The sequence below is a fragment of the Acinetobacter sedimenti genome (genome assembly GCF_022601685.1).
GTDB classification, from domain to species: domain Bacteria; phylum Pseudomonadota; class Gammaproteobacteria; order Pseudomonadales; family Moraxellaceae; genus Acinetobacter; species Acinetobacter sedimenti.
Genome location: NZ_JAKUML010000025.1, coordinates 1 through 25,732 on the forward strand (window position 1 = coordinate 1; position 25,732 = coordinate 25,732).

The following is a 25,732-nucleotide window of genomic DNA, read 5'->3' on the forward strand; positions in this document are numbered from 1 at the left end:
GTCAACGTTCTCCATTAGATTATGAAAAGGCCCATCAAAAGATGGTTATGTGTGTCTAGAATTTTGGTGGCTATTCAGACACCTTTTATGTCGGAAATCTCAAAGGTGTTGGACGAATCTACCAACAAACATTCATCGACACTTATAGCAAGGTCGTTCATTGCAAGCTCTATACAACAAAAACACCGATTACAGCGGCTGATTTACTCAATGATCGTGTGTTGCCATTCTATCAATCTCAGGACTTACCAATGCTTCGCATCCTCACAGACAGAGGTACTGAGTATTGCGGTAAGGTAGAACAACATGACTATGAGTTGTATCTGGCAGTTAATGATATTGATCACACGAAGACAAAAGCAGCTTCACCGCAAAAAAATAGTTCATCGCACTTTGCCGGGAAATGCAGCACGGATCTTGAGGAAGAAGTAGTCCGTGTCGCGGTATCCATAGGCCATCCGCTTAATGACTTTGATCCGGTTGTTCATGCCCTCCAGCACGCTGGTGTTCAGCCGGTGGAGGGCACTGGAAACGATACCCTCCATATATGGCTCCAGCTTCTTGGCAAATCGTACCAAAGCATCAATTCCGCTACCGAGGGCCATGCCGGCCCATTCCCGCCAGGCGCTTCTGGCCGTCGTCTCGCTTTCCGCAAACCATAGCGTCTTAAGTTGGTCCTTGAGCACGTACACCGTAGTCAAGAACGCATTGGCGGCCAGGAGTTCGTCCAGCTTGACCGCCTGCTCGGGCTCAAGGTTGTCAGCATTGCGTAACAGTATCCAACGGCTGCTTTTGATCACCTTGCGGGCGACCTTGTCATCTCGCAGTTGATTGGCCTGATCAACTCGCACTCTATCCATCACTTCGCGGCCATACTTAGCCACCACATGGAACAGGTCGTAGACCACCACCGCGTTGGGGCACTGGGCCTTCACTTCAAGATCGAAGGCTGAGTTCATGTCCATGGCCACTGCCTCGATCTGGTTCCGGGCATCGCCTAACCACTCGAAGAACGGCCGGATCGCCTCACGCGAGCGGCCCTCGCCAATCCACACCACTTGCTGGGTGTCGGCACAGGCGACCACCGTGGCGTAGCGATGACCCTTGTGCAAGGCGAATTCGTCCATCATCAGGCGGCGCAATCGACTTCGATCTGGCTCGTGCAAATCACGTTTGAGCCGCTCCATGTCAATAGTCTTGACTGTATGCCAATGCAAGCCCAAAAGATTGGCAACATGACTGACGGGCAGCATCTGTACTAATTTCTCAATCCAGTTGCGCAATGATTGCGTAATACGGGAGCGCGGTGGTAGCCAATCGATCCGCTCTCTGGTTGGACCGCATTGTGGACAACGCAGCCGCCGCACAGGTACATCCAACTCGACGCGATACTGCATAATTGGTGACTCGCGAACTCGGCGCCAATTGATGTCATGTACCAGGAAACAAGGGCAATCGCATCGGCTACAAATTGGCGTATGCTCCTCGTCGTGTGTAAGACGGATCAGCAAAGTCTGTTCATCTAGAAGCCCATGAGACGCTGGCGAAAAGCCCTTCCAGAACAGGCTCCAAACATCAGCGCTAGTCATGATCATGGACCGATTGCGCGCTATCGGTGCCTTGTAGCGCCAAGGCATCATGTTCTTCTTGGCTGAGATGGCGTCTGTTGGGATTGATGCAGGACAGACAAAGCACTGCTGTTGCGAGGATGAGGCAATAAGCGATGATCGGCCAGGTGGTACCAGTCGATAAAAGCGTAATAATGAGTGTCCCGATAATCCCTAACAGTAGTCCACCCAAACAGAAGTAGACTGCTGTAGCGGTCCCAGCGATATGATCGAAACCTCGAAGAGCGGCATTGGGTGCCACCGATACCGCAGTGGCGATACCAACACCCACGAGCCACATCGGGGCGATGAAGCCAAGCACCGAGACCGGTGCCAATGTCTCGCCAACAGCGAGCAACAGCGCTCCCGCCATCAGACACCCCATTCCCACTCGTAAGGTCTTCAGGCTTCCCCACCGGGGAATCAGTCGTCCCATGATTCGCGCTGTAGCCATCATAGCGATGGCCACTGTAGCAAATAGCAAGCTGAAGCTAAGTTGCGATAACCCTTGCCTCCCCATCATTAGCCAGGGGGCGGTCGAGAAAAAGACGAAAAAGCTGCCCATCCCCGCGCTGTAACAGAGCGTGTACAGCCAGAAGTTCAGGTGTTTCACAGGAGTCAATAGCTGCGACCACTGTAGGTCTGCCGTCCGGTGCCGCCGAGTCTCTGGCCAGAGTCGCCAGGCTGCGATAACAGCGCCTATCATTGCCATCCCTAGCAAGCCGAAGATTGCGCGCCATCCGAGCCACGCGTCGACCAGCGCTCCTAGCAGTGGGCCTATCGCAGGAACCATCGCAAGCATAGAGCCGAGCAAGCCATAGATGACGTTGCTTTCCTCACGGCCCGAATAGATGTCGCGTACCGTCGCGAAAGTGGAAACGAGACATGCCGAAGCGCCGCAGGCCTGAAGAACGCGGAAGCTCAGAAAAAGTTCTGGCGATGAAACTACGGTGAGGCCGAATGAAGCCGCAATATAGGCAATCCCGCCACCAAGTAAAACGGGGCGGCGACCCAGCCGATCCGACAGTGGGCCGAAGAGAAGCTGTCCGGCTCCAAGCAAAACCAGGTATGCCGTCAACGTCAGCTGGATCGTCCCTGCACCGGACCCAAGTGCATCCGCCATGAAAGGCACCACGGGCAGGTACATATCCATGCCCAGTGACGCCAGCAAATCGAATGGTGATAACAGCAATAGCGTGGCGGGAAGAGAATACCGCCAAGAAAAATCTTTTGAGCGCACGAAGCCATCTCCTTAAGTTAAGAATTTGGCGGCGCTCTTGCAGAGCAACTAGGTTCTTGAGAACGCCGCAACAACCGAAAACGAAGGTTGCTGCGGCTTACTTGTCTGCTTTCTTGGTAGCGCTCATGTGCGGGTTATCTCATGGATGAGTCCATATCGTAACAATCTTCACGCTAAAGTGCAAAGAACCAAAAAAATGGTATCTGTGAGCGTTTCCATAAGACGATTTTGCAGGAGTTATATCAAATTACGTTTAGGAAGAAGCTTTATCGCTCATTGGAAGAATTACAAGTTGATCTAGACGATTGGCTGAAATTCTATAATACTGAACGGACTCATCAAGGAAAAATGTGCTGTGGTCGTACACCACTTGAAACTTTACTTGATGGAAAACGGATTTGGGCTGAGAAGAATTTAGCTCAAATTTAACCTGACAGGCACAATAAAAAATGGGTAACTGTCAGATCAGGTTTGAGCTAGTACACTTCAAATATTTTAACCCATACGAGTCTTTGTTGAATTTCTCTGTTCATAGACACCAATTATATTGAAATGATGTCTATGAATCACACACATAAGTTGCTATTCAGTCCAAGTCCAGCCAAACAGAAATAGCTCAATTAGGATGTAACTAGGCTACTCCAGCGCTTAAATGCCCTTTTAAAATTATGTATATCATTAATATTTAAATAGTTTGCTATTCTCTCATCACTATAATGATGTAATTCTTTTAATTGTATTGATGTGAATAATCTAGCTTGGTCTAATAGTTGCTGATAACTAGTATGATTTTTATGCAATCTTCTTTTAAAACTAGCAATACTCATTTGAAAATATTCAGCACATTCCTCAAGATTCGGTACTTGGTGAATATTGCGAATAAGAAAATTAAAAACTTTTTGAAGAAAACTCAGTTCTAATCCTAATTGCTGTTGTACCAACTTTGCTTGTCGATAATAAGCTTGACGCATTGCACTAGTTTGATAACTCTGCTTTTGTTGGCTCTCACAAATATCGATATGCATGGCATTGACAAGGTTGTTAAACTTGATGTCCTCTCCAAGATGTTCCCAGAATTGTTCAATAAAGTTTGGCTCTGCACCCACAAAACTATAAGTAATATTCAATTCCTCTTGCATGCTATTCAACAAAATAGACCGAAGAGCGGTCATAGCACTAATTGCTAAATAATTAGCATGAATCTCCTGATTATTTAACCAGAATAGAATGATCTTTTTTTCCGAATAAAATGCAACTGGAATGCACCATGGTGTTAGGAATATATGAAATTCAACATAGCGTTGTACGGCTTCTTTTATATTCTGACTGTAAGCAATTGCATATAATGCAGGATGGGTTAAAGTTTCAATATAACGTTGCCCAAACAGAAATTGAACTTCTGGATGAGCAATACTCTCATGCATATTTCGTATCATTTGTATCAGTTGTTCTAAACTTACAGCATGATTCTCTGTGATCAAACTCTCAAGAAAAACGGGCGTTCCCTTTAAAATAATATTGGGATTTACACCGTATTGCTCAGCTAAATCAATCAATAATGCAGGGGCCAGATATGTGGGTAAAATCAATTGATCGTTTTGATAGCTCATACCGAAACCATTACATTGTTTAGCTTTCGATGCTGCTGATTTTTAATTTTTTTATATAGTTTTTGGATTTCTACAGCTGGATTTTCTTGATGTACTTGACTAATGCTATAGCTGCAATCTATTTTAAATTTACGAAAATTATCAGATGAATAAAATATTTGTGACTGAATACATTTTTGTAATTCGCTAGCCATTATTTCGACTTGTATTTCTGTCAAATCAAGTAACATCAAAATAAACTTATCTCCTGCTAAACGACAAACTAAGTCACAAGGTCTTATGTTCATACTTATCGTCTGAGCAATCATAGAGAGCACTTGATTACCTGATTCAAAACCAAATTGTCTATTGATCAAAGTTAAATTTTTTAGATTGATCATCATCAAATGTATGTTTTTCTCTGAATTATTTCGCTGACTTATTTCATATTGTAATTGTTGTTTAAAGTATTGAGCATCTGCCAAGGGGGTAATTGCATCAAATAAACGATGATCGCGAAATACATGCTCTTTGGTCTGTAGCTTTTTGGACAATACCAATTGTTCTTTGTGCCAATTAATCATAGCAGTAGTAAGTACAATAAAGCCGATTGGTGTGGTAAATGATTCTAATAAATCATCCCAAATCAGTGAGTCGGGTATTGATATAAATTCATCCAGTACATCCATCCATAAAGCCAAAAATACACATACCAACCCACAATAGAAGTAGCGCGTCACATATCCTCTTGGGCGACTTTTAAGAATTAGATAAATCCATAATAAAACGAGTATACAGGCCATCCCCTCTCCAAGAATATCTATGACCTGAATTTCATTTTGAGTTTTGAAACTACCAAAAATAATAAATGAAGCTAAGCAGATCAGAGCAACAGTGATAATCAATAAAAAGTGTCGTGGATAGTGTAGAAAGGGTTTTAACATAGCAGGGGTGTGGTTATTGTTTTGATAAATCTAATCAGCATTCTATGACAGTTTCATTGCAAATATATTTTTTTTCACTTTTCAAATTAGCTCACTGTAAATATCAAAAATCTACTTAACTCCCTTTTAATTCTATAATTCACTTTCACTTAGTTCAGTCTACTTGAGCAATCAAAGATATAGTCCCATCAAATTAGCTCAAAATGATCTAAAAAGTTTATTCTCTGATTTTTAGATTTTTTTCCTGTCATCATTCAGTCATTATGCATATTTAAGGTGCTCCACAAACAACCGTTGCGCTTTTTGGGGAAATAACAAATGAGCTCTCATCGCAGTAAGAAAAAAGCACCTTTCACTTTTAAAGTCACTACCTTAGTTTTATGTATAACAGCTATTGGTCAAAGTATGGCTGCAGAAACAAAAACTGAATATGTTCGTGTTGTAGGTCAAGCAGCAAGTATTAATGAAGCCTTGAAAGAACAACGAAAATCAAACTCTATAGCTAGTGTAGTACATGCCGATGCTATTGCGAAGCTGCCAGATGACAACGCTGCTGAAGCACTACAACGTATTCCTGGTGTTTCTACAGAACGTGACCAAGGTGAAGGTCGTTTTGTGACTGTACGAGGTTTAGGAGCTGATCTGAATACCGTCACTATTAACGGCACCTTAGTCCCAGCACCAGAAGCAGGACGACGTGGAGTTGCGCTAGATGTATTGCCAGCAGAACTTGTACAGTCATTAACTGTTGTTAAAACTTTGACCCCAGATATGGATGCAAACTCACTGGGCGGGACCATTCAGGTTGAAAGTCTGTCGGCGTTTGATCATGACGGCCTGTTTTATACGGCTGCAGTTGAAGGCGGTTATGATGAAAAACGTGAAGAATATAGCCCGAAAGTATCAGGTGCGGTGAGCCAGAAATTTAGTCTCGGTTCCGGCACCGATAATTTTGGTGTCGCTGCAGCCCTGAGCTGGCAAGAGCGTACCTTTGGTTCAGATAACGTTGAAACCGGAGGGAAATGGGAGGATGGCCTGCTCGAAGAAACAGAAATGCGTCAATATGATATTGAACGTGAACGTCTGGGCGCAGGCCTGAATTTCGATTTTCGACCAAATAAGAACAGTGAATACTATTTACGTACCTTATATAGCCGCTTCCAGGACAATGAAACCCGTCAGGCTGCAGGTGTTGAATTTTCCGATCCGCTCGCCATAAATACACCAGGCAGTGCAGAAGTAGTTCGTGAACTGAAAGAACGTGAAGAAACCCAGGAAATTAAATCCTTTGTGCTAGGCGGTAAAAACCGTTTTGATCAGTGGACGCTTGAAGCTCAGCTCGGCTATAGCGAAGCCTCGGAAAAGAATCCGGGCGGTATTGCCGGTGCCGGATTTGTCGGTGAATTTGATGATCTGCAATATTCAAGCACGCGTATTCCTGTCGTGAAAGGCGCGGCCAGCTTCTATGACCCAAGCCAATATGAACTCGATGAAGTAGAATTGGAAAAAAGCACAGCCAAAGATAAAGAGAAAAATGCCAAATTCGATCTGAGCCGCGATTATCTGCTCAACGATTATGCATCTATCTTCAAATTTGGGGCAAAAGTCAGCCAGCGAACTAAAACGAATAATACAGATATCTGGAAAGTAGAGGATTTACAAACTTTACCTGCACATTTTGGACAAAATGGTCACTATGAACTTGCACAGTTCGGCCCAACGTTGTCTAGTGCTCCAATCCATAATCAACTGGCTCAATTGAACCTAGAAGATTGGGTTGATGATGAAGAATCCGTAATTAATGACTATAAAAGCTCCGAAGATATTCATGCGGCATATTTCATGAATACAATTGATTTTGATCGGTTACGGGTCATTGCGGGTTTACGCTATGAAGATACCGATTTTGAAACACAAGGCTATCGGATTCTGGATGGTGAAAACACGGCTGTTTCGACCCAAAATGATTATGATCACTGGTTACCGAGCCTGCATCTTAAATATCAGTTGAGTAGCGATGCTATTTTAAGAGCCGCATGGACCAATACTGTGGTACGTCCGAACTTCGAACAGTCACGACCAGGGATTTATATTGATGGTGATGAAGCCGAGTTTGGTAATCCAAATCTTAAACCGCTGGAAGCTTCCAACTTCGATTTAGGTGTAGAGAAATACTTTGGTGATGCCAGCGTAATTTCCATGAATGCGTTCTATAAAGATATTGATCACTTTATTTATAACTCCAATGTAGCAGGTACAGGGGACTGGGCTAATTTTGATGAGGCACTAACTTTTAAAAACGGCTCATCTGCTAAAATTTATGGTGTAGAACTGGGTTATAGCCAAAAATGGAACAACTTTATCTTTGGCTTAAATAGTACTTTCAGCCGTGCTAAAGCAGATATTGATGGCATGGTAGATGGTGAACTAATGACCAGAACCATTAACTTTCCACACCAATCCAAAGTTGTAGGCAATGCCATGATTGGTTGGGAAAATGATCTGTTCGGCCTACGTCTTGCGGCCAACTATAAATCACGTTATCTCAATGAAGTTTCGGATGTCGATGATCCTGAGAAAGATTTATATACCGATGATCAAGTATTTCTTGATTTTAGTGGACATGTGAATTTTAACAAAAAAATACAACTGTTCATTAATGCTCAGAATCTTACTGATGAAGTGTATTACAACTATAACAGCAACCGTAATTATAACGCTCAATATGAAGAATACGGTCCAAGCTATAAAGTTGGTCTGAAATTCACACACTTCTAAGCCTTTAGCTCACCCAAAGCCAGATTGGCTTTGGGTTCTTTTTTAATTCGAGGAAATTCATGACAACACTTTTTAAATTGAGCGCTTTTTGTGCAGCATTTTTGACTTTATCTGGCTGTGTATCCACTAGTCCAACTCAGCAAAAACATATCAGCAGCTCTCTGCAATCTGAGCATATCCTTTCAGAACTAGATCAGCCCGCTCTTCAAGTTGATCAAGTTTTTAAATTACCTATTAAAGTAGAGGATGCTCATTGGATCGAGATCATAGGTTCAGATGCTCAGGTGATTACTTCTAGTAAAATTGAAGGTTTAAGCCTGTGGAATAAAGACCGTCAACGTGTACAGCATATTCCTGGCTCTTTTAGTAAAATTGATTATCGAATAATTAATAATCAGCTCATTATTCAGACTACAGATCTCTCTATACAGCAGCCTGTAATTTTTAATTTTAATATTAAAGCAGGCACCTGGGCAAAACCTACCTATCTCCCTGTACGTAAGTTTAAAACTGAAGATAATTGTCTATATGTTACTTCCGATCAGTCTCTTTATAGCTTCTTTATCGGTGAAGAAGGGGTTGGGGAGCAATGGATGATTCAGTCCAAAGATTCAGCGCAAATTACTCCTCGTTTTATCCGTAAAATGAGCTTGCCACCTAATAGTAGTTTTTGTGTCGTAGATGACCATAATGCCAAGCTCTATATTAATGAAGAAAACGTAGGAATTTGGTCTTATGAGGCAGACCCTGAAGCAGACCTCATCCGATATCCCGTTGATTTAAACGATCCACATGGCTCTATACTTGGGAATATCAGTGGACTGAGTTTAATAGATAATGCTCTAGCAGCAATAGATGAGTCAAAAGCGATCCTTTACCGCTACAGCATAAAAGGAACATCTTGGGAAAAGCTTCCGCCAGTCACTTTACAAAATGTGGATGAGGCAGAACGTATTCACCTAAAAGGTAACCAAGATAAAAAACAACTCCTGCTCGTAGACGGCGAAATCAAAATGTTGGATCTTGATTGGACCACTCAGAAACTGCCTTCTACGCAGACTGCATTAGCCCTACCAGCAGATGTCGAAACTGATTTGGTGCCTAACAGTGGAGATGCAGCAGATGATCCTGCAATCTGGATTAATCCAACAAACCCTAATCTATCACGTGTATTGGGCACAGATAAGCAGGGTGGGCTTGCAGTCTATGATTTGCAAGGTAAACAGTTGCAATACTTGAAAGTAGGACGTCTGAATAATGTTGATATTCGACCGAATTTCAAACTTGGGCAACAGAAAGTAGATCTAGCGATTGCTACTAATCGTGATCAAAACAGCTTGCATCTGTTTAGTATTCATCAAAAAACAGGACAAGTTAAGGATTTAGGAAAACTTCCTACAGACCTACAGGATATATACGGATTCTGTATGTATCAGAATCGACAAGGTGACACCTTTGCAATACCAAACGATAAAAATGGAACTTTTGTACAGTACAAAATTCAAAATAATTCTAAAGGCCTAACTGCACAGGAGGTACTCAGATTCAAAGTTGCATCACAGCCAGAAGGTTGCGTAGTTGATGATGAAAATGATCGTATTTATGTCGGAGAAGAGGATAAAGCTGTTTGGACTACAAAACTGAATGATCCGCAGCAAATCAATCTGCAAAACGTTATTAGCGTTGGAGAACATGTAAAGGCAGATGTTGAAGGACTTGCAATCTATAAAGGGAAAGTACGCGATTATTTGGTCATTTCTAGTCAAGGAGATGACAGCTACGTTGTAGTCGATGCTGAAGCACCATATCAACTACGTGGAAAATTTAAAATTTCAGCCAATTTAAACTCTGAGATTGATGCTGTATCTGAAACAGATGGGCTGGAAGTGACTTCAGAAAATCTGGGTGGGGTCTGGAAGCAAGGTATGTTGGTTGTTCAAGATGGTCGTAAGCGGATGCCAGAAGGGAATCAGAACTATAAGTATGTAGCATGGGAAAAGATTGCTCAAGCCTTAGGCCTGGAATAACACTTTTCATCAGGTACAGTGCACCGTGCTGTACCTATATTCGAATTAAATTATGATTTTATTGAGGTTTTTATGTCAAATACAACTACGGCACAGCTTTCAGTATGGGAACTGATTAGCCATGCCAGTTTACTTGTTCAAATGGTCATGCTGATATTATTGTGCGCATCGGTCATTAGTTGGTATGTCATTATTAAGCAGGGGATCAAACTGCGTCAGGAAGCATTAGCAAATAAAGTATTCTTAGGGCATTTCCACCAACAACAATTTCCTCTTAGCATGGTAGAAGAATCTGAACAAAAAATGTGTGGTTTAGAACAAATCTACCAAGCTGGACTAGATGAGTTTAATGCCCTCAGAAATGCCACAACTTCGGTTTCATCAGTCGAGGTAACGGATCAAGTTGAGCGTCGTCTTTTAAGCAGTGTCACGGAACAGGAAGAAAAACTGGAAAAGCACTTGAGCTTTCTTGCGACAGTTGGTTCAGTCAGCCCATATATCGGTTTATTTGGAACTGTATGGGGCATCATGAATTCTTTTATTGGTCTATCACAACTTGAGCAAGCAACACTTTCTGCTGTAGCTCCTGGTATTGCAGAAGCTTTGATTGCTACAGCCATTGGTTTATTTGCAGCTATTCCTGCTGTGATTGCCTATAACCGCCTAAGCGCACGTGCAGAAAAAATTTCTAATAGCTACTACAGTTTCGGAAATGCGTTACAAACTCGAATGCTACGTTTTTTACAAGCAGGAAATTAACAACAGATGCAGAAACGTCAGAAAAAGCGTGCGCTCAACGCAGAAATGAACGTCGTTCCTTATATCGACGTGATGTTAGTGCTGCTTGTAATTTTTATGGTCACTGCACCCATGCTCACCCAGGGGATTAAAGTGAACTTACCAAATCTAGAAGCAGAAACATTGGTCACCCCTAAAGATCAGAAAGTAATCACTATTTCTATTCAGGAAGAAGGGCAATACTACTGGAATGTTGGGGAAACTGTCGATACAAAACAAGTGACAGATCGGGCAACCAACTTGGCAGAAATGAAAGAGAAGTTATCTCCATTGTTACAGAATCCTCAGGACCTGCAAGTTTTCATTCGTGCTGACAGTACTGCCAATTATGAACTTGTTGCTCAGACGATTGGTATTTTGCAACAAAGTGGTGTTGAGCAATTAGGCTTAGTGACTGAGGAGCAAGTTCAGTGAACAGTATCTCACAGATCAACTCTAGCTCTGCTGTCGCTCTATCTATCACTGCGCTACTGCATGCAACTGTGATTTACAGTTTATTGAATCAGAACTTTGATAGTTCTATTAAAGAGGTAGAGCCAAAAACTGTACAGGTTAAATTTGTACAGCTTCCCAAAACTACAGTATCTTCACCTCAAGTTGAACACGCTCAACCTGAACCAAAAGTGACTCAACCCTTAGCAACCCCTGTTCAGCCCTTACCGCCTCAACAGGCTGAACCTGTCAAAACAAATCAGACATCAAAGCCACAACCTCAAAACAAACCTTCACCAAGTAACCTAGACAAAGCAGTTGTTAAAAAAACATCAACTAATGATTCAGCTTCTATAATATCTTCCACTGCTGAAGAGCCTAAAAATATTACCCCTACACCCATCAAGTCTGATGTCTCAACAAACACCGCTACACCTGTAAATAAGCCTGCAGCGACTGAAAAGGTTAAAACGCCTCCAACCTTTGATGAGAAAAACTATAAACCGATTTCAAAGCTTAAACCTGATTATCCAATGCGTGCTTTGGAAAATGAACTTGAAGGGAACTGTACTATCGAATATAGCGTGAATACCCAAGGGCACGTTATTAACCCTAAGGCCTTATCTGACTGTGATCCTGTGTTCATTCGCCCTTCACTCAATGCGGCTCGTCAGTTCAAATACCAGCCACATATTGTTAATGGTCAGGCTGTTGAAGTACCTAAAATTAGAAATAACTTTGAATATCGAATTGAATAAAGGCCACTAAATATGCTCACCTCCTTGCATTACCTGTCCTCGTTTAAACTTCTAGGAGTTTCATTCTGCACCAGTATGCTTATAGGTTGCCAAGGCATTCCTGATACACAGGTTTCTAGTCGTCAAATGTCTGTGAAAGCTCCTAAACAAGTAGTGTTCTTTATTGGTGATGGAATGGGCATCACGACATTGACTGCAGCAAGAATTTATAAGGTCGGTGAATCAGGGAGTTTAAGCATTGATCAATTGCCAGAAACAGCATTTGTCCGAACATTTTCAGAAAATGCTCAAGTCACTGATAGTGCCCCCTCTATGGGAGCCTATATGACCGGCGTAAAAATGAAAAATGAAGTCATTTCAATGCAAACAGGAACTAATGCCGTTGAACTAAAAAATGGACAGCAGCAATGTGATACAGATCCAGTAAACCGTAACAAAGCTTTTAGTGAAACCTTGCTTGAAAAGGCAATTTCCGCCCAATACGCAACAGGAATTGTGACCACAACTCGAGTGACGCATGCAACCCCTGCATCGACTTATGCTCATATCTGTCACCGTGATGCAGAAAATGAAATCGCTGCACAATTGGTACCGAGTAAGATAAAAGCAGATCGATATAGCAATTACAACACGCGTTTAAAAAATGGAATTGATGTCATTCTTGGGGGAGGGAAACGCCACTTCCTGACAACAGAGTCTGGAGGGAAACGCCAAGATGGTCGTAATCTCTTAAAAGAACTTAAAAAACAGGACTATCAAGTTGTTGAAAATCGTAGTCAACTGAACAGTTTAGATCCTGCAGATCAGCGCAAAATCATAGGCCTCTTCAATGACTCCCACTTAAATTACGATCTAGACCGTCAGAACAAACAGATAAATGAACCTAGCCTGAAGGAAATGACCTTAATAGCTTTACAGAAGCTTTCATCTAATACCAAGGGTTTTTTTCTGATGGTTGAAGGAGGGAGGATTGACCATGCATTGCATGATACCAATGCAAAACGAGCACTTCAGGATGTGATTGCGCTAGATGACACACTACAGGCAACCATTGATTTTCTGAAAATTAAAGATCCTCTGCTCGAAAATAGTTTAATTATCATCACTGCCGACCATGATCACACGCTCATGTTGAATGGCTATGTAGAGCGTACTGGCCCTTATCTGCCAAGACAGAAAACTAGTGTACTCGGACTTGTAAAAAACCAAAATGGATTAACACGAGACATTAATGGTAATCCCTATCCAGTCATTAGTTTTGGCAATGGGAAAAAGCGTCCAACTCTAAATCGAAATGATGATTCGGTAACTCAATTACGTGATGATGATGAATGTCGTCCTGTGATGAATACCTCATCCTATACATTTAGTTATACACCCTCCTATCAGGGATGGTGTACAGGTGCAGCTGCAGATGATTTTCAGCAGGAGGCCGTTATCCAAACTGGTTTTAAGGATTCTGAGACCCATGGTGGCACAGATGTTTTTCTAGGGGCAATAGGTCAAGGTTCAGATCAATTTTCAGGTAGTTTGGAAAATATTGACGTCTTTTTTCGACTTAATCAGATTATGGAATTTGAGAAATGAAATCTAAATTCAGTATGTTGTTGATTTCATTATGTGGCTGTACATCTGTAATGGCTGATCCACCATCTAATATTCCTGCAAAAAATATTATCTTTTTTCTTGGCGATGGGATGGGACCTACGACAGTATCCGCAAGTCGGATTTACGCAGTTGGTGAGGCTGGTAAGCTTACAATAGATCGACTAAAACATAGTGCTCGCATTAAAACTTATTCTGAAGATGCACAAACTACAGATAGTGCTCCATCTATGGGTGCCTATATGACGGGCTTAAAAAACAAAAATGATGTGATTTCCATGCCTACTGGCACTCTCGCAAAAGAACCCAAAGATTTAAAACTTGCGAATGGTCAGAGTATTCATAACGCCATTAATTTATGCCAACCTCGAATAGCTGAACAAACAGTTCCATCTCTTTTAGAGTTAGCAATACAACGAGGTAAAGCGGTTGGTGTGGTGACCACTGCAGAGTTAACCCATGCAACGCCTGCGGCAACCTATGCTCATATTTGTCATCGTGATGCAAAGTTTGATATTGCAGTACAGGCAGTACCAAATGGATTGGGGTATAACCCAAAACTTAAAGAGGGGATTCATGTACTCATGGGGGGTGGTCGTAACCATTGGACACCTTACCATGCTATCAACAATCCACAGGGCCGTGCTGATCAACGACATTTAATTCAGGAAATGCAAACTCAAAAGTATCAATATGTAGAAACAGCATCAGCCCTTCAGCAAGCTAATCCTAATCAAAAAATTCTGGGGCTATTTTCAGCGACGTCTCATCTGCATTATGACCTAGATCGAATCAACAAAAATATTGTGGAACAACCGAGTTTGTCTGAGATGACTTTAAAATCTATTCAAATGCTTGAAGCACAGTCTAAGGGACGTGGATGGTTTTTAATGGTGGAATCGGGACGTATTGATCATGCTTTGCATGCCAATAATGCCAAACGCGCATTACATGAAACTAAAGCTTTTGATGAAGCCATTCATGCAGCTATACAGCAGGTAGATCTCAGTAATACCTTAATTGTTGTCACTGCAGACCATGATCATGTCATGACTTTTAATGGGTACAATGCGCTAACAGGAAAGACCACGCCAAATCAGCCAGGTATTTTAGGTTTAAATTATCACTATAATATAACAACACAACCAGATGCATTAGCTAAAAAAATGGCAGATGGCAAACTACATGCTCCTTCACTTGACGTGAATGGTAATACCAATACCGTTTTAGTTTTTGGCAATGGTAAGCGGCAAAGAGAAAATATTCAGCAAAGTGTAACTGGATCTCAGGTATTTGATGATAATTACCAACAAGCTGTTGGTGTACAACTTAATCGGTCTGAAACACATGGGGGGGGTGATGTAATGTTATTTGCTGATGGGAAAAATGCTCATTTATTCAAAGGTACTCAGGATAATACCTGGGTCTATCAACAAATAATCAAGGCGCTAGGGTTTACTGATCATGAATAATAAATGTAAATCCGTATTCAGTTTAGCGTTGATCATTTTATGGATCCCTGTGACTTCCGCGCGCGCTGCTGAACATTTTCAAATTGATTATGAAAACCTACAGCAAGGACATGATGGTATTACACGAATTGAACGATATTCAAATCTGATGATTCGTGATCAGGGCAACATTCTTATCAAACGTTTAAATAGATTGCCTAGTGATTCTTATAACGATATAGGCAAGCATCAACATTTTGATATTTCAAACATGTCCATCTGGGTAGCTAAGCAGCCTAGAACCAAGAATTTGACCATTCAATTAATTGACTTTGATGCAAATCAACGTATTCATCTTCATGATATTAATCAGGAAATTTTGGGCTTTCGTAATTGTTGGGAGTGTTACTCCTCTCTTTTACCACAACCAACAACACCGAAGAACAATATAAAAAATGAGTACACTCATCTAGACTATGATAGTCAACGCAATATTGTTACAAATTATAAATCTACCCATCTTAAAGGCTATAACTCTTTCCAAGTAAAACCATTACCATCTCAAGAAATGGATTGGGACAAATTGTATAAACTTAATTTAAAACAGTATGATGACTTTAGTGATTGATCTGTTCAGAAAGCATATATATTTCTATATGTTCAAAAAACTGCAGCCTATAGTGTCGTACAACTCAGTATAGACAGAATCTGTTCGCTCATCAGATTGAAATTGATTGAGTAAATCACCACGGATTTATGAGTCACTAGCGATATTCTTTGTACCGCTCATATCTTCAGTGTTACAGCATCTAATGAGTTTATTTTACAAATGATTTTAGATGCAATTGTGGATGGTATCTAGTACTAGGGATCAATACACCGATCAAGCCGATTAAATGCCCAATACAACTTGATAAGGTTTAAATCCTTCAAGTACAGCTTCAGAAACCAACTGTATAAATGCTTCAGTTTTTCCATAAGCCATCCATTGATCTAGGGCCTCATAGTAGGCCAATCGGTTTTCAACTGTTATTACACAAGGGGGATAACCAGCTTTAAGCAATTCAAGATTCATCAATAGACGTGATGCACGGCCATTGCCATCAATGAATGGATGAATACCTACAAAATCAGCATGTACTTTGGCTGCACGTTCAATTGGATGCAGCTTATGTGCTTCACTATTATACCAGTCTACGAATTGAGCTATCTTGTCATTTAATAATGTGTAATCAGGCGGGGTAGACGTAGCACCCGAGATCAATACATTTTGCTGGCGATAGCGTCCTGTATTGTCATCATCGATGTTTTTTAGAATGGGCTGATGGATATTACGAATTTGCCATTCAGAAAAAGGCTCCTCTTTCCGAATGATATCTTCAACATAGTAAATTGCATTTCTATGGTTGATCGCTTCGAAGTGTTCACTTAATGCCTTTCCACCAACAGTAATACCTTCCAGTACTACTTTTGTTTCTAGCAGGGTGAGTGTATTACCTTCAATTGCATTCGAATGATACGTCCAACGCAGAATAAGATCTTCTTGTAAATTTTTGACAATTGATGGAGAGAGAGGGCGATGTTGATCTAATTTTTTCTTTAAATCATCAATAGTTTCAAACATAACCTTATCCCTGAATTTGTCTTAGTCAATAACACATGAAAAAAGAAAGATCAGAAATGTAGTGATATATCATTACATTTTGTATGGGTTTTAAAAGTGGTAAGTGGACTGCTCCAAGTATTCTAGACACGAGACAGCTTCATTTTGGAAACACATTATTGTTCATTTCACCCACGCATCTATGGCATGTTGTAGATGACCAGTTTTGACATAAAGCGTTGCGCCTGATGGACCTGCCTGAAATTTAGCAGCACTATTGAGGGGAAGACGGACCCACGAACCTGCTGGATATATTTCAGTGCCGCAAAATAATTGACCTTTGATAATGAACAATTCAATCCCTTGTTCTGATTTCTCTTCGAAAATCTGAGCAGGTTTTAGCTTTTCTAAATAGGTCTGCTCATGTTCCGATTGAAATAGCGGGCATATCATCCGATGTTCGGTAAGCTTCCAATTCGCTGGATCATTGGTATTAATTCGGGTGGACTCTATCTCATGTTCAGTCATTTGCATCAGTTTCACAAAGATTAAACAACCTGCTTTACTGGAAACCCGATGAGTTGAACGATGAGGGTTACGTAAATACCAGCCTGCCTGATAATCATCTTCAGCATTCTCGGTAAAAATGCCTGACAAGATGAGGACTTCTTCACCCAAAGGATGTTGATGTTCAGGAAAGGTAGATTCTGGTGCGTATTTCACAAGACTAGTTGCACGTGCTTTCTCATCGCCAATACGATCAAGCATCATTCTGTCGACTTCACCTCCTGGAGATTTCACCCAATGGTAATCCTCTGGCTTGATGATGACGGGTTGTGAGAAGTCGGCATGAATAAACATAATGTTGTCCTGTAATGAAGAAACCTACGTATTTTAACGAGAATGCACAGGTTTATTTTAAAAGAAATAGCGATGAGTTATCTCACTGTTTCAGAAAAGATAAGCAGGTTAATAGCAGATATTACCCACTAAGCTATGAAATATTAATATTTTAGAGTTTAATCAACTGTGCTTTGTTTTTACATCAATGAGGAATGGCATGAAATATCAACCGCCTTATACGATCACCTCTAAAATTATTCACTTGATTGCACAAATTAGTGAATCAATAGGGCGTTTGACTGCATTAACTCAAATCCAAGATAGCCTTAAATTGCGAAAAGCCAATCGTATTCGAACGATTCAAGGGTCTTTAGCGATAGAAGGAAATACCTTGAGTACAGAGTAAATCACAGCGATTCTGAATGGCAAGACCATTATCGCTCCACCTAAAGAAGTTCAAGAGGTACCTAATGCCCTAAAGGCATATGAAGAAATTCAAGATTGGAATCCTGATCAAGAATCGCATTTGCTGAAAGCACATCAAATATTGATGACAGGACTGATTGATGAAATTGGACAGTATCGTCATGGCGGTGTTGGTGTGATGTCAGGGGATCGAGTCGTGCATATGGCTCCACCTGCAAATCAAGTCCAGCGTTTAATGAGAGAGTTATTACAGTGGTTGGCTGAAGGTAATGAGCACCCATTAATTCAGAGTTCAGTATTTCATTATGAATTTGAGTTTATACATCCATTTGCTGTTGGCAATGGGCGGATGGGGCGTTTATGGCAAACTTTAATCTTAAGCCAGTGGAATCCTATTTTCTCAACATCCCTGTAGAAAGCTTGATTTATCAAAACCAAAAAGCTTATTACGATGCATTGCAAGCGAGCACAGATCGTTCAGATTCAGCACCTTTTATTGAGTTTATTTTGCAGATGATTTTAGATGCAATACTCAGTTCTGATGCCAGCGATCAAGATACCGCTCAAGCTAGCGTACAAGTTAGCGATCAAGTTAAACGTCTCGTCCAGAAGATGGAGCAGAAGGAATATAGCTTAACTGAGCTTATGGCGCTATTGGACTTGTCCCATCGAGCCACATTCCAAAAAAATTATTTAACTCCAGCATTAGAAGCAGGTGTGATTGAACGTACCCTTCCTGATAAGCCTAAGAGTCCTAAGCAAATGTACAAATTAAAAAATTGAACTATACTGAGTTTGATGTGATTATTAATATCATAATGAGTTAATTGTAATGTTATAACATTACATTTATTTTTAGGTGTAATTTTCTGCTATAATGCCGTACGTCACTTCAAATCCTGAATTCGGATTTGAACAAGATTTTAAAGTGATTCAATGCACTAAATCTAATTCAGGTCAAAATTGGGTCAATGAATTTTTTTATTCAATAAAATATATTTAGAATGAATGGGTTAGGATTTGAGCTCGATTGACGCCACCTTTTCACTTCGATTATTTATGTGAATTTCGATTCATTTATCTATTCGTTTTACCCATTCGAGCAAGTAAAATAACGGGAATTAAGCCGACTAATACAATGAGTAGAGCGGCTATTGCACCATCTTCATAGGCTCCTCTTGATGCTTCTGCATAGAGTTGAGTCGCGAGTGTTTCCATATTAATTGGTCTAAGTAGAAGTGTTGCAGGTAACTCTTTCATTGCATCTACGAAGACTAATAAGGCAGCAGAGAGGATGGCCGGAGCCAATAAAGGGAAATGAACGCGCCACAAAATGCCTCGTTTATTTTGTCCTAAATTACGAGCAGCATCATCAAGTACTCCATGAATACGATTATACCCAGACTCTATACTACCAATTGAAATAGCCAAAAAACGAACCGTGTAGGCGTAAATTAAGATGCCACTCGTGCCCAATAATAGTAAACCCGTCGATATACCAAGCTTGAATTCGAGAAAATCTGCGATTGCATGATCAATAGCGCCTAAGGACAGCATCAGACCAATTGCGAGTACTGTTCCTGGAATTGCATAACCGAGGCTAGCAATACGGCTAAACCATATATTTTGGCTAAATCGTGCTGAGCTGACGATCAAAAAGCCGATGAGGATCGTAAAGAAGGTTGCTACACTCGCTAGGCTCAGTGTATTTACCGAAGCTTCTAATAGGGAATCCGAGAAGCCCGCATATTGTATGCGCTTATAAGACTCTACAATTAAATGGCAAAATGGAATAACGAATCCAATGACTACGGGAATCATTCCAAGTCCAAATAATAGTAGAGCTTTACGGCCAGTAATATGTCGGGCAGGCATGAGTCGACTACGTTGAGCTGAGTTCATATAACGCTGTTTCTGACGTCCTAACCTTTCTATTAAAACTAAGAAGGTAATGAACATCAGCATGAAAATAGCAATTTGTGCGGCACTAGCAAGATCAGACTGATTTATCCATGTTGAATAAATGGATAATGTGAGCGTGTTAATACCAAGAAATTCAGTTGCACCAATATCATTAATTGTTTCCATTAATACCAAGCTTGTACCTACTGCAATTGCCGGTCGAGCAAGGGGGATGGCAACTTTTAATAAGACCTTATTAGGATTAAGACCTAGACTTCGAGCGACCTCGATTAGACTAGCCGATTGCATTAAAAACATGGCACGAGTGCTTAAATACACATACGGATAAAGTACGAAGCTTAGTAAAAAAATGCCTCCCCAAACTGATCGAATGTTTGGGAACCATAATTGTTGCATATCTAAGCCGAGACCATCCCTTAACAGACTTTGAACTGGTCCGATAGGGTGGAGAATGTCGATATAGCTATAAGCGATAATATAAGTCGGTACTGCAAGTGGTAAAAGCAACGCCCAATCGAGAATTGAACGTCCCCGAAATTGATAGGCTGTAACAATCCAGGCACTGCCTGTGCCAATCAATATCGTTAGAAAACCTACCCCAAAAAGAAGCATAAACGTATCGATTAAGGTCGCTGGAATTACAAAGCGAATCAGATGATCCCAAATCTCATTATTGCCCTGTAAGGCTGTCCAAACTAATCCGAAAACAGGTAAACAGGCGAGAAGCGTCAATAGTCCACTGAGCGATATTAAAGAACGAAATGCAGATTTTGTTATTGACATTAAAGTGTATAGGTCTGATGCAATATTAAATTGAAATTAGGACTTACAGGAAGGAGAAAGCCTCCCTGTGAGTTTATCGGAAATTAACGATTAAACTGGACTTTATCCACCAGCATATTGGCTGTTTTGCGGTGTCGAGCAATATCACTTAAGCGTATAGAATCCACTTGTAGTTTGCCAAAGCTTGCAATAATCGGGTCAACGCTAACTCCAGGTTTAACTGGATACTCAAATCCACTTTTTGCATAGATGGCTTGAGCATGATCCGAGGCTAAGAACTCTAATAGTTGAACTGCTTCTTTGCGATTAGGTGCATATTTAGAAACAACGGCACCTGAAACATTCACATGCGTACCGCTATTTTTAAATTTCGGCAGGACAACGTTAATCGCATTACCCCAACGTTGTTGCTCTGGGTCGCCTTCACGCATATTGCCGACATAATAGGTATTTGCTACACCAATATCACAAATCTTGCCAAGAATATCTCGAGCAACATCACGATCCCCACCACTTGCAGGACGAGCTAAGTTGGCTTTGATACCACGTAGCCATTTTTCAGCCTCTTTTTCACCATAATGCGCGATATAGGCTGCAATTAGACCAGTGTTATAAGGATGGTTGCCAGAGCGGATACAGATTTTACCGTTCCACTTAGGATGAGCTAAATCTTCATATGAGATTGCAGTCAAAGGCGCACGATCTTTAGACACGTATACTGCTCGTGCACGCATGGATAATGCATACCAATGTCCATTTGCTGCGCGTAAATTTGCCGGTATTGAGGAGTTAAGGACTTTAGAATCAACACGTTGTGTTAAACCATTTGAAACCAAATCTACCAGATTACCGAAGTCGACTGTAAGCATCACATCTGCAGGGGAGCGTCGACCTTCAACTTTAACACGTTCAAGTAAACCATCTTTGATAAAAACCGTATTGACCTTTACCCCAGTTTTTTGGGTAAATTCTTTTAAGAGCGGTTGAATCAGTGCAGGTTCACGCGTGGTATAAAGGTTGACTTCAGCTGCATTCACCCAGCTTCCACACAACGCAGTCAAGCCAGTCAAAATGAGAGGAATTTTTGAAATTGATTTCATGACTTATTTCCTAGTTAATACAAATTTAAATAGAGTATTCAAGCTTTACAAAACTTTTATTCACATCTAACTCATCTTCAGATTCGAAGAAATAACAAGCAGACAGGTTTACCGAGATATATACCTGATCATTTGCTGAATATTCGTATTGATCATCGACATGGGCAAAAATAATCATCGATTCAAAGATGATTTCTAAGCGCAACTGATAGGCTTGACCTAAATAACTAGATGAGATGACTCGAGCAGCAACTGCTCCTACAACAGGTTGATGATGGATCTGAACCTGTTTAGGACGGAAACAACATGAAATTGATTTTTCTTTGCCAGTTAAATGTTTTGGTAAAGGATGACGCCCAAAGAGCGTTTGAATTTGTTGATTTTCGTAATATGCTAGGGTCTCATTCAATACCGAGAAATATCGTGCAGCAAATAGTGTAGATGGCTGCAAATAAAGTTGTTTAGGTGATCCAATTTGAATGATTTTTCCCTGATGCATCAAGATAATTTGATCTGCAATCTGTAATGCTTCTTCAGGATCATGTGTGACGATCACGGTGGTAGTCTGGGTATTTTTTAAAAGCTGGATGGTATTTTGTCGGATTTGATCACGTAGGCGATGATCCAAATTGGAAAATGGTTCATCCATAAGAAGTACATGCGGCTTTGGAGCTAAAGCACGTGCTAATGCAACACGCTGTTGTTCACCGCCTGATAAGGTGTGTGGATAACTACGCATATGATGGTGCATTGAAACATGTTTTAAAGCTTGTTCTGCCATTTCTTGTTGCTGGCCTTTAGGAAATTTTTTTAACCCAAACATCACATTTTCAAGCACGCTTAAATGGGGGAACAGGGCATAATCCTGAAATACTAGACCAATATTTCGAGATTCTGCTGGAATCTGTTGCTCTTCATTCCATAAAATATTTTGTTCAAGTTGAATCGAGCCATTTGTCGGTGTTTCTAATCCAGCAATTAAACGTAGCATTGTCGTTTTACCACAACCTGAATGTCCAAGTAAGCAGATGATCTGCCCTTGATCCGCAGACCATGTTGCCTGACTGACAGCAAAGCGTTGGCCAAATTTTTTGCTTAGACCTTTAATTGTTAAAATACTGGCAGAAGATCCTGCATACATGTTCATACTGAGCTCGAAGTATTAATTCTTATCTAAATGATAACTGATAATTGTTTTGAATATCATTGAATGTTTGTAGACCCATTTAAAAATTTACGCAATTTTTACGACCAAATGAAATAAATGTAACTAATATTTTTATTGTCAAAAGTGTTACGGGTATGGCACTTGACGCTTTTGGCAACTATCTTTAACTTGAAAAAATCTAATTTGGAATATGTAACTGATGGCATCTCCACGCGTTGGTATAAATTTCAATAGATTTAAGATCTCCAAGAGAGAGGCGTTAATAACATCTGTGGTTACATTTTTTAGCGTTTTCCTCGCTAAGATGTGTGATCATTACTTCGGTGTGGATGATTATTCCCTAATTTTTCTTACAGCTGTCGTATATTTAGCGTCTCGTTTTAGTATGGCTGTTGCAGTCTTAGCAGCAGCCATTTTTTTATATCCTATGATTTCTTTTTTTTACAACCATTTAATTCTTTCGATGTATTTGCTAAACAGGGCATTGTTACTCTCTTAGCATTTTTTATATCTGCTTTGATTGCTGGAAGATTAGCGAACAGGTTGCGAAAAAAAATTCTTGAACTGCAAAAAGCTAATCATCAGACAGAACTATTGGTTAAGATTGGACGCCAGCTCTCTGTAGCACTTACATCGAGCGAAGTTATCCAAACTACTGAAAGTTTTCTATTGGAGCATTTAGGAATAACGGCTCAGATTGAATTAAATGAATCCGATACTTTATTTGTAACTAGTGCAGAGGAAAATAATAAAAAAATCAAGATACAAGAAGGTCAAACTGATAAGAAAGATATCTTATCTTTGGACAAGGGGAGCTCACTTCCTTTAATCAGCCAAGATAGAATGTTTGGTCAAATATATATTCATAAACTTGGTACTGGCACTAAGTTGAATTTAGAACGCACATTTTTAGAACTGATTATTGATTATATTTCACAAGTTTTGGCTAGAACCATGCTTGCTGAGCAATTAGAAGAAGCTAAAATATTAGCTCAGGCCGAACACCTCCGTTCTACGATTCTCTCTTCAATATCACATGATTTAAGAACACCACTTGCAAGTATTAAGGGTGCTGCGGAAACATATAAAAGTTATGAGGCATATTTAAGCGCTGACGATAAGCGGACTCTAATGGATACCTTGCAAACTGAATCAGAGCGTTTAGATCAGTACATTGAAAGTCTCTTGAATATGACAAAATTGGGTAATGAAACAATTAAACTCAACAAGGAGTGGGTAGGCGTAGATGAGTTAATTGGAGCAGCGGTACGTCGCTTAAAACGCTATAGACCTGCTCAGGTTATTCATATTTATTTGCTTGAAGAGGAGTGTGATTTATTTGTTGATGCTCCCCTTCTTGAGCAGGCAATTTTCAATATTTTGGATAATGCCAGCAAGTATTCAAACTATAAAAATATTGAAGTGCATGTTCATTATCAAGATCACCTAGAAATTGCTATTCATGATGAAGGTTATGGTTTTATAGATAAAGAAATTCCATTTGTGTTTGATAAGTTTTTTAGAGGTGAACAATCTAAAAATGATAAGAATGGAATGGGCTTAGGACTTTCTATTGTCAAGGCTATTATGACTGCACATGAATCTGAGATCATTATTTCAAAATCCTTGGTTACTTCTGGGTCATGTGTAACATTGCGATTCTCCCAATTTGAGATCAATGCAAAGGGTGATATTGATGGATGATAATTTTGAGGGACGCATTTTAGTCGTTGATGATGAAGTTCAAATTCAGAAATTTCTGAATATTGCCTTACGTGCGCAGGAACTTAAATGCTTATCTGCTTGTCGAGGACAAGATGCTTTAAATCTAATTGATCAAGAGCAAATACATATCGTGATTTTAGATCTAGGCTTACCTGATATGGATGGGAAAGAAGTTCTGATAAAAATTAGAAAAAAATCTCAGGTGCCAGTCATAGTGCTGTCTGCCCGATCAAATGAAATAGAAAAAATTGAATTATTTGATGCTGGTGCAAATGATTATGTGACTAAGCCCTTTAGCGTAAATGAACTTATGGCTCGCATCCGGGCTTTATTACGTGTTTCTCAACAATTGATTAAACCTGTATCAACTTATGAAAGTGAAAGTCTTCGTATTGATTTTCAAACCCGAGAAGTATTGCTTGAAAATGTCAGTGTTAATTTAACAAAAAAAGAATTTGAACTTTTAGAGCTTCTGGTCAGTCAAGAAGGGAAATTGCTCACTCAATCTCAGATCATTAAACGCCTATGGGGACCGTCCCATGCTGAAAACACACATTATTTACGTATTCTGGTTGCTAAGCTTAGAAATAAGCTAGGTGACAATGCGATTGATCCAAAATTTATTTTTACAGAACCTGGCGTTGGTTTGAGATTTATCTCTAAACCTAGCTGAATATTTAGGAAAACGAGCGAACATGGTTACATTGCCGACCCATCAGCTTGAACGAGCCTTGAAGCAGTATCAATCTGAAAATATCAAAATGATCAAAGTAGGTTACAAACTATATGCCCAATTAATGAGTGATTTGGATTTTGTTAATGAGGTTATGAACTCAGCTTTACGTCAAGATCATAGTGAATAGCCACCAAAATTCTAGACACACATAACCATCTTTTGATGGGCCTTTTCATAATCTAATGGAGAACGTTGA

Annotated in this window: 19 protein-coding genes and 4 pseudogenes; 14 read left to right on the forward strand and 9 right to left on the reverse strand. The window is 40.3% G+C overall.

All coding sequences use genetic code 11. From position 1 onward, the window contains the following. Positions 1–68: 68 nt before the first annotated feature. Positions 69–380 (forward strand): annotated as a pseudogene (locus MKI79_RS11395) (IS481 family transposase); the annotation flags it as partial. A 3-nt stretch (positions 381–383) separates the two neighbouring features. Here MKI79_RS11395 and MKI79_RS11400 read toward each other — a convergent pair. Beyond that, on the reverse strand, positions 384–1,589 hold the full coding sequence (locus MKI79_RS11400; RefSeq protein WP_020753573.1) for an ISL3 family transposase: 1,206 nt from the start codon (positions 1,587–1,589) through the stop codon (positions 384–386). Continuing rightward, positions 1,582–2,847, reverse strand: a complete 1,266-nt coding sequence (cml, locus tag MKI79_RS11405; RefSeq protein WP_020753574.1) for a CmlA/FloR family chloramphenicol efflux MFS transporter — start codon at positions 2,845–2,847, stop codon at positions 1,582–1,584. Before cml ends, MKI79_RS11400 begins: the two co-directional genes overlap by 8 nt. Positions 2,848–3,036: 189 nt before the next feature. Here cml and MKI79_RS11410 point away from each other — a divergent pair. Beyond that, positions 3,037–3,276 (forward strand): annotated as a pseudogene (locus MKI79_RS11410) (integrase core domain-containing protein); the annotation flags it as partial. 191 nt (positions 3,277–3,467) lie between these two features. Here MKI79_RS11410 and MKI79_RS11415 read toward each other — a convergent pair. After that, positions 3,468–4,457: a helix-turn-helix transcriptional regulator gene (locus tag MKI79_RS11415; RefSeq protein ID WP_241573762.1), complete on the reverse strand. Its 990-nt coding sequence runs from the start codon at positions 4,455–4,457 to the stop codon at positions 3,468–3,470. Beyond that, positions 4,454–5,341 carry a GGDEF domain-containing protein gene (locus MKI79_RS11420; RefSeq protein ID WP_241573767.1) on the reverse strand — a complete coding sequence of 296 codons (888 nt, stop codon included), beginning with the start codon at positions 5,339–5,341 and terminating at the stop codon, positions 4,454–4,456. Before MKI79_RS11420 ends, MKI79_RS11415 begins: the two co-directional genes overlap by 4 nt. Positions 5,342–5,698: 357 nt before the next feature. On the opposite strand from MKI79_RS11420, the gene MKI79_RS11425 reads away from it, so the two are divergent. From MKI79_RS11425 to MKI79_RS11460, 8 genes are all read left to right on the forward strand, one after another. Beyond that, entirely contained in the window at positions 5,699–8,158 is a 2,460-nt protein-coding gene (locus MKI79_RS11425; protein WP_241573769.1) for a TonB-dependent receptor, read from the forward strand. A gap of 59 nt (positions 8,159–8,217) precedes the next feature. After that, complete coding sequence (locus MKI79_RS11430; RefSeq protein WP_241573772.1) at positions 8,218–10,185, forward strand: phytase; 1,968 nt, start codon at positions 8,218–8,220, stop codon at positions 10,183–10,185. Positions 10,186–10,257: 72 nt separating this feature from the next. Beyond that, positions 10,258–10,944, forward strand: coding sequence for a protein TolQ (gene tolQ / locus MKI79_RS11435; protein WP_241573777.1), 687 nt, complete (start codon positions 10,258–10,260; stop codon positions 10,942–10,944). A 6-nt stretch (positions 10,945–10,950) separates the two neighbouring features. Beyond that, positions 10,951–11,397 carry a protein TolR gene (tolR, locus tag MKI79_RS11440; protein WP_241573779.1) on the forward strand — a complete coding sequence of 149 codons (447 nt, stop codon included), beginning with the start codon at positions 10,951–10,953 and terminating at the stop codon, positions 11,395–11,397. Continuing rightward, on the forward strand, positions 11,394–12,173 hold the full coding sequence (locus MKI79_RS11445) for an energy transducer TonB (RefSeq protein ID WP_241573782.1): 780 nt from the start codon (positions 11,394–11,396) through the stop codon (positions 12,171–12,173). The genes tolR and MKI79_RS11445 overlap by 4 nt, the downstream gene beginning before the upstream one ends. A gap of 12 nt (positions 12,174–12,185) precedes the next feature. Beyond that, positions 12,186–13,760, forward strand: coding sequence for an alkaline phosphatase (locus MKI79_RS11450; protein ID WP_407651650.1), 1,575 nt, complete (start codon positions 12,186–12,188; stop codon positions 13,758–13,760). A 50-nt stretch (positions 13,761–13,810) separates the two neighbouring features. Beyond that, positions 13,811–15,250, forward strand: a complete 1,440-nt coding sequence (locus MKI79_RS11455) for an alkaline phosphatase (RefSeq protein WP_241573812.1) — start codon at positions 13,811–13,813, stop codon at positions 15,248–15,250. Beyond that, positions 15,243–15,857, forward strand: a complete 615-nt coding sequence (locus tag MKI79_RS11460; RefSeq protein WP_241573784.1) for a hypothetical protein — start codon at positions 15,243–15,245, stop codon at positions 15,855–15,857. Before MKI79_RS11455 ends, MKI79_RS11460 begins: the two co-directional genes overlap by 8 nt. Before the next feature lie 264 nt (positions 15,858–16,121). Here the strand turns inward: MKI79_RS11460 and MKI79_RS11465 are convergent, their stop codons facing one another. Both MKI79_RS11465 and MKI79_RS11470 read right to left on the reverse strand, forming a co-directional pair. Continuing rightward, positions 16,122–16,853 carry a Fic family protein gene (locus MKI79_RS11465; protein WP_241573787.1) on the reverse strand — a complete coding sequence of 244 codons (732 nt, stop codon included), beginning with the start codon at positions 16,851–16,853 and terminating at the stop codon, positions 16,122–16,124. A gap of 162 nt (positions 16,854–17,015) precedes the next feature. Beyond that, positions 17,016–17,693, reverse strand: coding sequence for a cupin domain-containing protein (locus MKI79_RS11470; protein ID WP_241573790.1), 678 nt, complete (start codon positions 17,691–17,693; stop codon positions 17,016–17,018). Between the two features lie 199 nt (positions 17,694–17,892). On the opposite strand from MKI79_RS11470, the pseudogene MKI79_RS11475 reads away from it, so the two are divergent. Beyond that, positions 17,893–18,884: pseudogene (locus MKI79_RS11475) on the forward strand (Fic family protein). Positions 18,885–19,178: 294 nt separating this feature from the next. Here the strand turns inward: MKI79_RS11475 and MKI79_RS11480 are convergent. From MKI79_RS11480 to MKI79_RS11490, 3 genes are all read right to left on the reverse strand, one after another. Beyond that, positions 19,179–20,807: an ABC transporter permease gene (locus MKI79_RS11480; protein ID WP_241573793.1), complete on the reverse strand. Its 1,629-nt coding sequence runs from the start codon at positions 20,805–20,807 to the stop codon at positions 19,179–19,181. An 83-nt stretch (positions 20,808–20,890) separates the two neighbouring features. Then, positions 20,891–21,907, reverse strand: coding sequence for an extracellular solute-binding protein (locus MKI79_RS11485; RefSeq protein WP_241573798.1), 1,017 nt, complete (start codon positions 21,905–21,907; stop codon positions 20,891–20,893). Between the two features lie 25 nt (positions 21,908–21,932). Continuing rightward, complete coding sequence (locus MKI79_RS11490; RefSeq protein WP_241573799.1) at positions 21,933–23,054, reverse strand: ABC transporter ATP-binding protein; 1,122 nt, start codon at positions 23,052–23,054, stop codon at positions 21,933–21,935. A 432-nt stretch (positions 23,055–23,486) separates the two neighbouring features. On the opposite strand from MKI79_RS11490, the pseudogene MKI79_RS11775 reads away from it, so the two are divergent. The 3 genes and pseudogenes from MKI79_RS11775 to MKI79_RS11500 form a co-directional block, all read left to right on the forward strand. Continuing rightward, positions 23,487–23,633: pseudogene (locus MKI79_RS11775) on the forward strand (DUF4118 domain-containing protein); the annotation flags it as partial. 243 nt (positions 23,634–23,876) lie between these two features. Continuing rightward, entirely contained in the window at positions 23,877–24,779 is a 903-nt protein-coding gene (locus MKI79_RS11780) for a sensor histidine kinase (protein WP_407651652.1), read from the forward strand. Beyond that, a complete protein-coding gene (locus MKI79_RS11500) occupies positions 24,772–25,473 on the forward strand; it encodes a response regulator transcription factor (RefSeq protein WP_005096102.1) in 702 nt (233 codons plus the stop codon). The genes MKI79_RS11780 and MKI79_RS11500 overlap by 8 nt, the downstream gene beginning before the upstream one ends. Positions 25,474–25,732: the final 259 nt, after the last annotated feature.